This window comes from Microcoleus pseudofavosus SVA1_A4 (assembly GCF_036700565.1).
Classification (GTDB): Bacteria; Cyanobacteriota; Cyanobacteriia; order Cyanobacteriales; family Microcoleaceae; genus Microcoleus.
In genome coordinates, this window is record NZ_JAUBPE010000027.1 from 66,403 (window position 1) to 78,544 (window position 12,142).

Consider the following 12,142-nt stretch of genomic DNA (forward strand, 5'->3'; position numbering starts at 1 on the left):
GGCAACACCAATAGCTCGACCTATACCATTATGATAAGTTTCCAGTGACTCCATACCAGCCAAACCCAGTACCCACGATAGAAACTTCCGAAAGTCACAGCTTGCTAGCTCCCGATTTGATCCGAGCTGCTCGATCGGCCTATGGTATGTATATGAAAGTGCATTCCGAACAGATGCAGCGTCCGGCCGGTGTAGTTGTCAGTCAAGGAAGCGATCGAGGCCAGCTAATTTTTGCTTCGCAGCCCGTTTTGTTGCCCGGTGAACGTTTTGTTACTTTTGACGAAATTGAATCTCAAATGTATTAGTTAGTTGATCGGTGAGAGTTGATAGTTGAGAGCGATCGGGCGAGCTTTTGACTGAACTTGTGCCGAAGTCTCGCCCGATTGCTGACACAAAAGCTGTTGGCATTTGACATTTTAAGAAGTCGTTACTCAAATGTATCAGTCCTATGGTTGATGCTTTTATTAAATACCACCAGATGAAAAAGCGAGGCATTAAACCAAAGCCTATTTATCTTATTGCAAAGGCCGATGGATTGGATTTTAGCGCCCGGATAAGAATGTTACGTCAGGTTTTTAATTTCTCATTAATTGAAGCCAAAGAGGTTAGTACAGTGGCTACAAGTAAAGCCAAATCTCTCATAAAACATCAAGAAGAACTATTACCATCATTAGCAAAAGTCCTTAAGGAAGACATGGACGAGTAATTCCTCGTTACATATACCTGTATGAATTTCAGCTCGATCGATCGTAACAAGCTGCTATTCTAAGTGCTGTTAGCTGTCCGAAGCTCTGACAGCAAAGGCTGTGTTGTCTGGCAGGATTGACAAAATCTCAAATCTCAAATCCCCCAAGCCCCAAGCCCCTGACTGATAACCAATAATCAATTACCAATAATGGAAACCATCTTTAATTTTATTATTTCTTCTATTGTCTTTGTTTTCGGATCGGCGATCGGCAGCTTTCTAAATGTGGTAGTCTATCGGTTGCCTGCGGGTTTGTCGGTGATACACCCTCCTTCTCGCTGTCCCAAATGTTTAAATCAACTCAGAACTTACGAAAATATACCCGTGTTCGGTTGGCTGTGGCTGCGGGGACGCTGCAATCACTGCCGCAGTCGGATTTCGGCCCGCTATCCGCTGGTGGAAGCAGCTACGGGTTTGCTGTTTTTGCTAATCTTCTGGCGGTTTGGGGCGGGTGTGCAAACTCTGGGTTTTTGGGCTTTGTTTAGCTGGCTGTTGGCTTTGTCTTTGATTGACTGCGATACAATGACTTTGCCTAATTCTTTGACTCGATCGGGTTTGGTGGTCGGATTGGTTTTCCAGGTGGCTAAAGGTTGGTGGCCGACATTTAGTTCGATCGACTCGGTACACTATCTGGTACTCGACGGGATCGCGGGAGCAGTTGTCGGGTTGTGGCTGTTTGACGCGATCGGACTCGCCGGGACGATCGGCCTGGGGCAGAATGCTATGGGCGCCGGAGATACCAAATTGGCCGCCTTGATGGGAGCTTGGCTGGGCTGGAAATACTTGCTGCTAGCGGGATTTATCGCCTGTGTAGCTGGGGCTTTTGCTGGTGGCGGGGCGATCGCCCTCGGGTTGCTCGATCGGCGTCAACCCATGCCTTTTGGCCCGTTTCTGGCTCTCGGTGCAGCAATTACTGCTCTGTGGGGCGAAGCCATCTTATCTACTTACTTGCAGTTGTTTTTCCCGAATTTTAGTTTCTGATCTGCAGGTAGTCTAGCGATCGAACATAACATTGTCTCAAAAATTGGTAAAATTGTTCCGTGTCTTGGATTACACTTACAACTACTAGCTTTCGTTGGGAAGCCGAATTGATGCAGCAAATCCTCGCTGCTCATCAAATCCCAGCTCGGATTGTTGACTTGGGCGTAGCATCTTATCTGGGAGCGGGCAGTGCTACAGCCCTGCAAGTTCTTCCAGAACACCAGCGAACAGCATCGCTCCTCATCAGTCCAGTTGAAGATGAGCCAGAATCGGGTGATTAGTCATTAGTCATTAGTCATTAGTCACTAAACAACTAGCAATTGACAACTAGCAACTGACAACTAACAATTACTAATTACCAATTACCAATTACCAATTACCAATTACCAATTACCAAGTTTTAATGTCTCTATTTGATTGGTTTGCAAATCGACGAAAATCAGTACCGAACTCCCAAGAACGGCCGGAACGAGAAATTGCGGACGGACTTTGGAATAAATGCGAAGCTTGCGATGCCCTGAGTTATACCAAAGACCTGCGAGCAAATCAAATGGTTTGCTTGGAATGCGGGCATCATATCAGAGTTTACAGCGACGATCGCATCGAGCAGTTGATCGATCCCAATACCTGGGTGCCCATTAACGAAGGACTGCACGCCACCGATCCCCTGAAATTTCGCGATCGAAAAAAATATAGCGATCGGCTGCGAGAATTTCAAGAAAAAACAGGCCACTTAGACGCCGTAGAAACTGGCATCGGCAAACTCGAAAATTTGCCCGTCGCCCTCGGAGTCATGGAATTTCAGTTCATCGGCGGCAGCATGGGCTCTGTTGTCGGAGAAAAGCTGACCCGCCTCATCGAACACGCCACGCGGGAACGCTTGTCCGTGCTAATTGTCTGCGCTTCTGGCGGTGCGAGAATGCAAGAAGGAATGCTCAGCTTGATGCAAATGGCTAAAATTTCCGGGGCTCTGGAACGCCACCGGGAAGCGAGACTGCTTTACATCCCGATTTTGACCCACCCGACCACCGGCGGCGTCACCGCCAGTTTTGCCATGCTGGGAGACATTATAATTGCAGAGCCAAAAGCTACTGTGGCCTTTACGGGCGGCCGGGTAATCGAGCAAACTCTGCGCGAAAAGCTGCCGGAAAATTATCAAACTTCCGAATACTCCTTCGCCCACGGTTTTGTAGACTTGATCGTACCCCGAACTCAATTAAAGAAAACTCTCGGTCAGCTCATCAGCCTCCACCAGCCCCAGCCGTTCTTGGCAGGATCGGAATTCCCCGCCCTTGATGCCAGCGACAGCCACGCTGTGCCCGAGCCGACTCACGCTTTCAAGCTTTCTCCCTAAGCAGTACCGAGGGACGATCGTCTGTTGGTGAGTGCGGTGTCGGCGAAAATTTCCGAGCAATTGCAAAAAAAAACCGAGGTATGCGAAAAATAAGGAGTTTGCTAGCGAAAAATTCACGCAGACACCGGGTTTGAGCCCCGCGCGCCCAACTCCTATTGATAATAAAGACGCAGCAGTGGGATGATATTGATCGGAAGTTGATTGGCCCTGAAATTTGGCTGGGCAAAAATGCCTAGTCGCAGTTAGCGGTTAGTTAGGTTGCGATCGAACAAAATCTCAGAACAAACTAACAGAACAAGCTAACAGCGCTTTGTGAAATTGTCCGGCTTTCAGTTAATAGCCGTCAACTGAATTTTGACCTGTCAGCGACCTAAAAATTATGGGTTTTGCAGACCTGTCCATCGCAGAAATAGCAGAGGACTTCAACGTCCCTGTTGAAGACGTGATCCGCTTGTGCGACGAGTTGGAAATTGCCTACAAGCACCCTCAAACCCGTTTGGCTTTGGAGGATGTTAAGGCAATTATGTCTACTCTCGAAAAAAGGCGCGACTCAAAACTTCTTGCAGATTAGATCGCAAAATTCCTCTACCTTTAAAGGTATGGCTGCACTAACTTTCGCCAGTTGTTGCAGAAAGAGGGAATTTTGAACAGAAATCTGTTTGCCAGCTATGCTCTCTTAGCGTTCAATAATTTGCCGGATTTTTTTAAGGAGAACCATGCTTAAAAGATACTTAATTGCTCTGACCGCTGTATTCTTGACATTTCAGTTATTTGTCAGCAGTGCGATGGCTGTCGAACTGAGTCCTGAACTTCGCACTGTGACTTTGAATGACAAGGGTGCTCCAGCGGTGCTGAGCCTCAAACAAGTTCAGCAAGGCAAACGCCTGTTCAACTCGGCTTGCGCTCAATGTCACGCTGCGGGAATGACGAAAACTGACCCCAACGTGAATTTGAGCCCGGAAACTCTGGCTTTGGCAAACCCGCCCCGCAATAATATTGAGTCGCTAGTGGACTTTATGAAAAATCCCACTACTTATGACGGGTTTGAGGAAATTTCGGAAGTGCATCCGAGCATGAAGAGTGCGGATATTTTTTCTGAGATGAGAAATCTCTCGGATGATGATTTGTACGCGATTGCCGGTCACATTCTGTTGCAGCCGAAAATTGTCTCCCGGCAGTGGGCTGGCGGTAAAGGCGCTCGCTAATCGATTTTAGATTTTAGATTTTGGATTTTGGATTGGGAGGGGGCTGGGGTTTGGCAAAGATTGCTCGCTGGCTGTTTTTCTATCTAAAATCTGAAATCTAAAATTTACCCCGTGCTCATTGATTCTCGCAAAAGGTTCTAGGCCCTCATGCTGCGTCGTGGTGTTTTTGTCTGCTTTCTGTTGGGGATGTTAATTATTTTGCCGCTCCTGTTGTTGGCTCCTCAACCTGTTTTGGCTGCTGCCGATTCTTATGTGACTCGCTATTTAAAAGTCAGCGAACCTGTAGCACTGGAATTGGACGCTCAGGGACACACTCGGTTATTTTCGGCTGAGGATTTTTCCGCAGGTAAGCGGTTGTTCGAGCAAAACTGCCTCAACTGTCATGTCGGGGGAGTGACTTTGCCCGATCCGACTGTATCTTTGTCTTTGACTGCTCTGAAGGGAGCAACGCCTCCCCGCACCAACATCAATAGTTTGGTGGCGTATCTGAGAGAACCGATGACTTATGACGGTAGTGAGGAGACTTTTTGGTGCCGCCAAGTGCCGGAAAGCTGGATGCAGCAGGCCCAGATCGAAAATTTGGCGGCTTTTGCGATCCGGGCCGCCCAGAAAGCTCCGGGCTGGGGCGTGGAGAATTTTGAGAGTTGAACTGCTCAAAAAAGTGGTAAATTACTCGGGAGAATGCGATGCGACTGCGCGATCGCGCCTGTTTTAACAGGTAAAATATCTAAAGAATCACCCTTTGAGTGTCCATTAGAGGAGAACTGCGTTGAAAAGACTCTTATCGATCGCCCTGTTAGCGTTCGCAATTTTTACCGTCGGCTTCGGCCGCCCTGCTTTGGCAGGAGATGCTGCTAAAGGAGCTAAACTCTTTAGCGCCAACTGTGCTGCTTGTCACATCGGTGGCGGAAACGTGGTTATGGCCATGAAAACCTTGAAATCGTCTGCTCTTGAGAAGTACGGCATGAATTCTCTGGAAGCTATTACCACTCAGGTAACTAAGGGCAAAAATGCTATGCCTGCTTTCGCCGGCCGCTTGAAGCCGGAACAAATCGAGGATGTAGCAACCTACGTGCTCGAACAATCTGCGAAAGACTGGAAGGGCTAAACTGCCTCTTTGAAGTCGGAAAAGCTGGGGTTGATTTAGTTTAAAACTTGTCTTCTCGACGATCGCACCCTCTCTCTCTCTTTGGCGAATAAATGTCGGTTTGCAGCGATCTTAACCTGTTTGGGAAAGATCGCAAAAAATCGGATTTTTATTAGCCCAAGGGCGAGGGAGGGACATTTTATTTTAGATTTTAGATTTTGGATTGAAGAATTGAAGAATGGCTGACTTTGTATAAATTGTCAAGCACCTTATATTAAGATTTATGTTTGGGGCAGGGTCATAAAATTGCGTTGTGTGCTAGGATGTAAACCCTTTACTAGCAAAGCCTTGAAATCAAAATTAAAGTCGATCGGGGATGGGAAATCTACACCTGCCATGAACGTAAAAACATCAGCAAAAGTTAAAACTCAAGTTAAGACTCTCGGAGACGCAGCATCTGGGGCGATCGACAAATATTTCCGCAAAAGTGTAGCGCACGAGGCTGAAGTTCTCAAAGACAAAGACGCGGAAGAACTTCACCAAATGCGCGTGGGATTGAGACGTTTGCGATCGGCTGTGACTGGTTTTGCTCCGGTTTTAGATTTGCCAAAAGAGGCTTCTGAACGCAAAATTGGTAAGGTGGGACGGATTCTGGGAACGCTCAGGGATTTGGATGTGATGCTCGAAAGTCTCCAAAACCGATATTACCCGAATTTGCCGGCGGATGAACAGGAAGTTTTGGATGAAGCTTTGTTGAATTTGCTCAAACAGCGGCGCCGGGCTTTGAAAGCGGTAAGGGCTGTTTTGGAACACAAAAGTTACCAATCGCTGAAACAGTCGATCGAGGATTGGTTGGAAAAACCGAAATTTCGGGCGATCGAACATTTGCCAATTGCTGAGGTTTTGCCGGATTTACTGTTACCTCAAGTCAGCGAGTTTTTCCTGCATCCGGCTTGGTTGCTGGGCACAGAATATGAGAATGGCAAAGTTAAAGTGGCTGATGATTTGAATGCTGAGGCTGTCGAAGAGAAGTTAGCAGCGGAGGGAACTATTCTGCACGATTTGCGGAAGCAAGCTAAGCGGGTGCGCTATTTGATGAATCTGTTTGGCGATTTTTACGGCGAGACTTACGAAGTTTATGTAGAAGATGTGAAAACTGTTCAAGAATGTTTGGGCGATATTCAAGACAGTGAAGTTTTAGGGGAATTTCTGGCAGATTTTGTGGAGGGCGATCTTAAAAAAGAGTTGCCGAAATTCGCTGATATTTTGTCAGAAAATCGCTACGCAGCTTGGGGAAAATGGCAGATTTTGCAGCGCAGGTATTTGAATGCGGAAATTCGGCAAGGTTTTCGATCGGCATTAATTCATCCTGTAGTTGAAGATGCTGCTAAGGGAGATTAGTCGCAGAAAAATTAGGTTTTCCGGGCGGAGAGAATTCGATCGACTGCGGGGACTAGAAGCCGCACACGGCAATTCCGTACCCCTACAAATATAACCTACAATCACAGGCGATCGCACTTTACTTAAGCAAGGGCGATCGCTCTTGGGATAAGCTAAAGAAAAAACCTTAACAATTACTCTGTCCAGTAACCAGTTAAAAGCCGAATTACTTCACCAGTATGAAGTAAAAGAAAGGGCGATCGCGTTTTTTACCATAGCAAATCAAGACTGCAACCACTTCATAAACTTATCCGCCGCCGTACCGAGAGACTCACCGACTTGTTTCTTCAAACGCCACCGCTGAAACGCTTGTTCGTAATCTTCGCCTTCAGTTTGATAAACATTCCAAGCATTCAGCGACAATCCCAATCCCCACGTTAGTAAAATGAAAAGCGACCAAGAAAGCTCGTGCGATCCTGCTAGATTAAACAAAACTAGAAAAGTATTGATAATGCCGTACTTTGTCACATTTTTCTGTAATTTGCGACGACGGTAAGTGTTAAAAACCAGCTTTTCTTGAAATTCTCCTCTCGTTGCTAACCATTGCTGTTCCGCCGCCACAATATCCTGTTCGGAAATGCCCAATTCCGCCGCAATCTCGAAAAGCTGCACTCTGGATAATTCCCCTTCATCCTGTCGCCGCGCGATCGCAATTTGCAGAATACCTTGAGCATCCTCTGAACCGTAAATTTGACTTATTTGACTTTCATTTGTCGCCATATAACAAGTTTCCTATAATTCCTGACATCCTTTCTATGATAGAGATAACCGCAGTTAAACCGCAGGTAGGGACAGTGGCGGATTTCAACACCTTTTTAAGAACAGGCAAGATGCCTGTTCCACAATAAGTCAATTCTCTTGTGGAACAGGCCGGAAAGCCTGTTCCTGATACAGGTTAGAAATACCAATTTCAACCCAAAGTATACATCCAGCCATCCCTGGCGCAAATCCTCACAATTCCGTCCCAAACTACAGGCGTCGCCTCAAATGATAAACCAGGTTTAAATCTCCCCGATTCTATTACTTTCAAACGGTAAAACTCGCCTTTAGCATTCCTCAAAGCATTCTGATCCCCTGACTTTGCTCGTTCCCAATTCAAATTAAACAAATAAACACCGTTGTATCCCGCACTTATCAGTTTATTGCCATCGGTAAAAATCGGAGTCGAAATTGAAGAACCAATTTCTTTTTTAAACACAATTACCGGAGTATCGTAAGACTGGTTTCGCCAAGGCACAGCAGTTTTTTTACCTGTAATCATATCTTGGGAACCGATGTACAAATTGCCGTCGATCGCATTTGTGGCAAACAGGGCCGGAAACTCCCCTGGATTGTACTCGTCATTCAGCGCCACAGAGCCGATTATCCCGCCTTCCCAGCTAGAAAGGCGGCGGTTTCCGGTAGGCAAAAACCATTCGACGCTGGCATTCGGTTCCTTGTTTGGATTCAGCTTCAGCACTCCGCCGTTGCCATGAATGTACTGTTTTTCAATGGCACAAAACAGTTTACCCGATTTGGAAATTACAGCACTTCCATCCAAATCTGAACCAGTATAGAAATCCCAAACTATCTTTTTACTTTCAATACTAATACCGTAAATATGACCGGAACCAGCAGCTATAAATATTCTATCTTTGAGCCTCGATGGCGATGATTCCGCTACCAAGTTTCCGCCGTGCTTGCCGAGATCTCCTGCTGCATAAAGCTGTACTTCCGACAATATTTGCGGTTGCTTGATTCCTTGTTTAACTTTGGCTTTGCTGGCAGAACTATCGAGAAAATAACCGATCGCATTTTCCCCCGCATTGAACAAAACGCCACCGCCGATGTCCAAAGCGCTGCTGTCATTATCGCGGCTGTAGCTGGGCGTTCTCCTGATGTCCAATTTCCAAAGTTCCTTGCCAGTTCTAAAAGATATTGCCCTAAAACTCGGCACGACATTTTTGCCACCACCGCCGCTGCGGCTTCCCTGCAAAATCACAATTCTGTTTTCGGCGCTAGCTTTTTCATCGAGATAAATCGTTGATGAACCTTTAATTATATCATCAAATTCATAGCGCCAAACTTCTTTATTAGTAGCAATATCTATTTTTCGCAAATTGTGGTCGAAAGAACCTATAATTAAATAAGTTTTTCCCCGGTCTCTGGTAATTGTCGGCTGTCCAGTCCAACCGGCACCGCTCCAAACTACAGACCTCCTTCCCAGAAAAGTCCGTCCGCTTCCTAGTTGAAATTTGTCGATTAATTTCAAGCTTTTCGGAACGCCTCGACCGTAGAAGCGGCGCTTGTCATTACCTAAAAATGTCGGGACTAATAATTCTATTTCTGGGTCTGCTTTGGCTAGAGAATTGTTAAGATTAGTTTCTAATAAAGCTTGTTCCGAGGAGGCAGTTTGGCTTAGTTTGAGAACAGCAGGAGGAACTGCCGCACTCAGCAAAAATTGTCCTAGCTGTTGATTGAAGGTTCTCCGAGATGATAAGCTCATTTGATATGTAGATAATCAGCCATAATATTAAAACATGATTATCAGCAACAACTCAACTCAAACCGATCGCGCTAAACTGCTAGAGAAGTGACAAGCTTACTCTGTACGAGTTAAAGTAGATTTGATTATGGTCAACCGTCTTGCCCAATCCCAAAGCCTTTACCTGCGGAAACACGCCGAAAATCCGATCGACTGGTGGCCTTGGTGCGACGAAGCTTTGGAAACGGCCCGGAGCGAAAATAAACCGATTTTCCTGTCAATTGGCTACTCTAGCTGCCACTGGTGCACGGTGATGGAAGGGGAAGCCTTTTCCGATCGCGCGATCGCCGAATACATGAATTCGCAGTTTGTACCGATAAAAGTCGATCGGGAAGAACGCCCGGATATCGACAGCATTTATATGCAAACCTTGCAAATGATGACCGGCCAAGGCGGTTGGCCGCTAAACGTTTTTCTCACTCCCGACGAACGAGTTCCCTTCTACGGAGGCACTTATTTCCCTGTAGAACCGCGCTACGGAAGACCCGGATTTCTAGAAGTTTTGCACGCAATTCGCCGCTTTTACGACACAGAAAAAGGCAAAGTAGAAGCCTTCAAAGCAGAGATTTTAGGGAACCTCCAACAGTCGGCAGTGCTGTCAGGAGCAACCGCAGAATTAAATCGCGAAGTCTTCCAAAAAGGCTTAGAACTCAACACCGGAATTATTGCCGGCAGCAACCCCGGCCCCAGTTTTCCGATGATGCCTTATGCTGAGCTAGCACTGCGGGGAACGCGATTCAATTTTGAATCAAAATACGACAGCAAACAAGTTTGCACTCAGCGCGGATTAGACTTAGCATTGGGCGGCATTTACGACCACGCAGCCGGCGGATTTCACCGCTACACGGTTGATGCGACTTGGACTGTCCCGCACTTTGAAAAAATGCTCTACGACAACGGTCAAATTGTTGAATATTTGGCTAATTTGTGGAGCGCGGGAATACAAGAACCGGCTTTTGAAACTGCGGTGGCGGGGACAGTAGAATGGTTGAAACGAGAAATGATGGCGCCGACTGGCTATTTCTACGCTGCACAGGATGCTGATAGCTTTACCCCCCCAACCCCCCCTTACCAAGGGGGGGCAACGGGGGGGTCAGAACCGGAAGAAGGAGCGTTTTATGTTTGGACTTACAGCGAACTGGAACAACTGTTAAATGCTGAGGAATTAACGGAAATTAAAGAACAGTTTACTGTTAGTCGCGCCGGCAATTTTGAAGGCAAAAATGTATTGCAGCGCCGCCATCCGGGAAAACTGAGCGAAACGGTAGAAACGGCTTTAGCTAAACTTTTTGCTGTTCGCTACGGCGGCAATTCCGATACTGTGAAAACTTTTCCCCCAGCCCGCAACAATCAAGAAGCAAAAAACGACAGTTGGCCGGGTAGAATTCCCGCCGTTACTGACACGAAAATGATTGCTGCTTGGAATAGCTTAATGATTTCGGGTTTGGCCCGGGCTGCGGCGGTTTTTGGAAATTGGGAATATCTGGAATTAGCTGTGACAACTGCTAATTTTATTTTAGACAATCAGTGGACGGATGGGCGGTTTCAGCGGTTGAATTATGACGGACAATCTGCTGTAACCGCGCAGTCGGAAGATTATGCTTTGTTTGTGAAAGCTTTGTTGGATTTGCATCAAGCGAGTTTGACTTTAGGAAACGGGGAAGAGGCAAAACAGTTGCCAAATTCTCATTTTTGGTTGGAGAAAGCTGTGCAGGTGCAAGAAGAGTTTGATGAGTTTTTGTGGAGTGTGGAATTGGGAGGGTATTACAATACTGCTAAGGATGCTAGCGGAGATTTGTTGGTGCGGGAACGCAGTTATATAGACAATGCAACTCCGGCGGCGAATGGAATTGCGATCGCATCTTTGGTTCGCCTCGCACTGCTGGGGCCAAATTTGGAATATCTCGATCGCGCGTCACAAGGTTTGCAAGCTTTCAGCAGTATTGTAGGAGATGCTCCGCAAGCTTGTCCGAGTCTGCTTTCGGCGATCGACTGGTATCAGCATTCTACCCTGATTCGCACGGCTCCCGACCAGATTTCCGGGTTGATTTCGCAGTATTATCCGACTGCTGTTTTTCAGATTGAAGCTGATTTGCCTGAAGGAGTTGTCGGGTTGGTTTGCGAGTGTTTGACTTGCAAAGAACCGGCGAAAAGTCAAGAGCGGCTGTTGGAAGAAATTTTGCAAAGTCAAACGCGAGTTTAGCACCAATACTGTCTATATTATTGAACCGTGAAGACGCGTTCGGCGAAGCCGTTCCCGAAGGGTAGGACGCGAAGGAAGAAGGAGGAATAGACTATCTTTTGTCGGGAAGGAAGTACGTTTTCAATCATTGGTATCAACTTAAGCTGTCAGCCCGCCAGTCGGCCTGTCAGCCCGCCAGTCCGCCAGTCCGCCAGTCCGCCAGGGAATGAATTCCCTGTCTAATAGCTAAAGTCCTCTAAAGAGGACTGAAGAACTCATTAGTCCGCCTGTCAGCCCGCCAGTCCGCCAGGGAATGAATTCCCTGTCTAATAGCTAAAGTCCTCTTTAGAGGACTGAACAACTCATTAGTCCTCTTTAGAGGACTTTCGCTTTGAGGCAGGGGTTTTAACCCTTGCCGGACTGCGGCCCCTACTATTCCAAAAACTCGACCAAATCTTCAATCATTACGTCAAAAGCAAGGGCGATCTTTTGAACGGCACTCAGATCTACCATACTCATCCCATCATCGCGTCTAGCGTACCCTTTCGGGAGCATGTCACTTTTGCGATAAGTATTTATACTTGTGCAGTTTTTCGAGGTCTACCAATTAAGCCATTTAAGTAA

14 protein-coding genes are annotated in these 12,142 nt (G+C 46.7%); 11 read left to right on the plus strand and 3 right to left on the minus strand.

Annotated elements, in window-relative coordinates; translation table 11 throughout:
• Positions 1 to 44 precede the first annotated feature (44 nt).
• The 10 genes from QUA02_RS13895 to QUA02_RS13940 all read left to right on the plus strand — a co-directional run bounded on the left by QUA02_RS13895 (position 45) and on the right by QUA02_RS13940 (position 6,773).
• Complete coding sequence (locus QUA02_RS13895; RefSeq protein ID WP_333028571.1) at positions 45 to 305, plus strand: hypothetical protein; 261 nt, start codon at positions 45 to 47, stop codon at positions 303 to 305.
• A gap of 143 nt (positions 306 to 448) precedes the next feature.
• On the plus strand, positions 449 to 706 hold the full coding sequence (locus QUA02_RS13900) for a hypothetical protein (protein ID WP_333028573.1): 258 nt from the start codon (positions 449 to 451) through the stop codon (positions 704 to 706).
• A gap of 189 nt (positions 707 to 895) precedes the next feature.
• Positions 896 to 1,726: a prepilin peptidase gene (locus QUA02_RS13905; RefSeq protein WP_333028575.1), complete on the plus strand. Its 831-nt coding sequence runs from the start codon at positions 896 to 898 to the stop codon at positions 1,724 to 1,726.
• Between the two features lie 59 nt (positions 1,727 to 1,785).
• Positions 1,786 to 2,007 (plus strand): hypothetical protein, encoded by a 222-nt coding sequence (locus tag QUA02_RS13910; protein WP_332978309.1) that lies wholly within the window; start codon positions 1,786 to 1,788, stop codon positions 2,005 to 2,007.
• Positions 2,008 to 2,129: 122 nt separating this feature from the next.
• On the plus strand, positions 2,130 to 3,080 hold the full coding sequence (gene accD / locus QUA02_RS13915) for an acetyl-CoA carboxylase, carboxyltransferase subunit beta (RefSeq protein ID WP_333028578.1): 951 nt from the start codon (positions 2,130 to 2,132) through the stop codon (positions 3,078 to 3,080).
• Positions 3,081 to 3,459: 379 nt separating this feature from the next.
• Positions 3,460 to 3,651 carry a hypothetical protein gene (locus QUA02_RS13920; RefSeq protein ID WP_006633443.1) on the plus strand — a complete coding sequence of 64 codons (192 nt, stop codon included), beginning with the start codon at positions 3,460 to 3,462 and terminating at the stop codon, positions 3,649 to 3,651.
• A 145-nt stretch (positions 3,652 to 3,796) separates the two neighbouring features.
• Positions 3,797 to 4,285 (plus strand): photosystem II cytochrome c-550, encoded by a 489-nt coding sequence (gene psbV / locus QUA02_RS13925; RefSeq protein ID WP_333028580.1) that lies wholly within the window; start codon positions 3,797 to 3,799, stop codon positions 4,283 to 4,285.
• A 147-nt stretch (positions 4,286 to 4,432) separates the two neighbouring features.
• Complete coding sequence (gene psbV2, locus QUA02_RS13930; RefSeq protein ID WP_333028583.1) at positions 4,433 to 4,933, plus strand: photosystem II cytochrome PsbV2; 501 nt, start codon at positions 4,433 to 4,435, stop codon at positions 4,931 to 4,933.
• Positions 4,934 to 5,054: 121 nt separating this feature from the next.
• Entirely contained in the window at positions 5,055 to 5,393 is a 339-nt protein-coding gene (gene petJ / locus QUA02_RS13935) for a cytochrome c6 PetJ (RefSeq protein WP_333028586.1), read from the plus strand.
• Positions 5,394 to 5,768: 375 nt separating this feature from the next.
• Complete coding sequence (locus tag QUA02_RS13940; RefSeq protein ID WP_333028588.1) at positions 5,769 to 6,773, plus strand: CHAD domain-containing protein; 1,005 nt, start codon at positions 5,769 to 5,771, stop codon at positions 6,771 to 6,773.
• 261 nt (positions 6,774 to 7,034) lie between these two features.
• Here QUA02_RS13940 and QUA02_RS13945 read toward each other — a convergent pair whose 3' ends face one another.
• Both QUA02_RS13945 and QUA02_RS13950 read right to left on the minus strand, forming a co-directional pair.
• Positions 7,035 to 7,532 (minus strand): 2TM domain-containing protein, encoded by a 498-nt coding sequence (locus tag QUA02_RS13945; RefSeq protein ID WP_333028589.1) that lies wholly within the window; start codon positions 7,530 to 7,532, stop codon positions 7,035 to 7,037.
• Between the two features lie 190 nt (positions 7,533 to 7,722).
• The gene (locus QUA02_RS13950) at positions 7,723 to 9,297 is read right to left on the minus strand and encodes an outer membrane protein assembly factor BamB family protein (RefSeq protein ID WP_333028590.1); all 1,575 of its coding nucleotides are present in this window, start codon (positions 9,295 to 9,297) and stop codon (positions 7,723 to 7,725) included.
• 127 nt (positions 9,298 to 9,424) lie between these two features.
• On the opposite strand from QUA02_RS13950, the gene QUA02_RS13955 reads away from it, so the two are divergent.
• On the plus strand, positions 9,425 to 11,539 hold the full coding sequence (locus tag QUA02_RS13955) for a thioredoxin domain-containing protein (RefSeq protein ID WP_333028591.1): 2,115 nt from the start codon (positions 9,425 to 9,427) through the stop codon (positions 11,537 to 11,539).
• A 411-nt stretch (positions 11,540 to 11,950) separates the two neighbouring features.
• Here QUA02_RS13955 and QUA02_RS13960 read toward each other — a convergent pair whose 3' ends face one another.
• Positions 11,951 to 12,073 carry a hypothetical protein gene (locus QUA02_RS13960; protein ID WP_333028592.1) on the minus strand — a complete coding sequence of 41 codons (123 nt, stop codon included), beginning with the start codon at positions 12,071 to 12,073 and terminating at the stop codon, positions 11,951 to 11,953.
• Between the last annotated feature and the right edge of the window lie 69 nt (positions 12,074 to 12,142).

Excerpts from the sequence above, each read along its gene's own strand:
- QUA02_RS13900 (WP_333028573.1), top strand. The coding sequence starts at position 449 with ATGGTTGATGCTTTTATTAAATACCACCAGATGAAAAAGCGAGGCATT.
- QUA02_RS13905 (WP_333028575.1), top strand. The coding sequence starts at position 896 with ATGGAAACCATCTTTAATTTTATTATTTCTTCTATTGTCTTTGTTTTC.
- accD (WP_333028578.1), top strand. The coding sequence starts at position 2,130 with ATGTCTCTATTTGATTGGTTTGCAAATCGACGAAAATCAGTACCGAAC.
- QUA02_RS13920 (WP_006633443.1), top strand. The coding sequence starts at position 3,460 with ATGGGTTTTGCAGACCTGTCCATCGCAGAAATAGCAGAGGACTTCAAC.
- psbV (WP_333028580.1), top strand. The coding sequence starts at position 3,797 with ATGCTTAAAAGATACTTAATTGCTCTGACCGCTGTATTCTTGACATTT.
- psbV2 (WP_333028583.1), top strand. The coding sequence starts at position 4,433 with ATGCTGCGTCGTGGTGTTTTTGTCTGCTTTCTGTTGGGGATGTTAATT.
- QUA02_RS13940 (WP_333028588.1), top strand. The coding sequence starts at position 5,769 with ATGAACGTAAAAACATCAGCAAAAGTTAAAACTCAAGTTAAGACTCTC.
- QUA02_RS13945 (WP_333028589.1), bottom strand. The coding sequence starts at position 7,532 with ATGGCGACAAATGAAAGTCAAATAAGTCAAATTTACGGTTCAGAGGAT.
- QUA02_RS13950 (WP_333028590.1), bottom strand. The coding sequence starts at position 9,297 with ATGAGCTTATCATCTCGGAGAACCTTCAATCAACAGCTAGGACAATTT.
- QUA02_RS13955 (WP_333028591.1), top strand. The coding sequence starts at position 9,425 with ATGGTCAACCGTCTTGCCCAATCCCAAAGCCTTTACCTGCGGAAACAC.
- QUA02_RS13960 (WP_333028592.1), bottom strand. The coding sequence starts at position 12,073 with ATGCTCCCGAAAGGGTACGCTAGACGCGATGATGGGATGAGTATGGTA.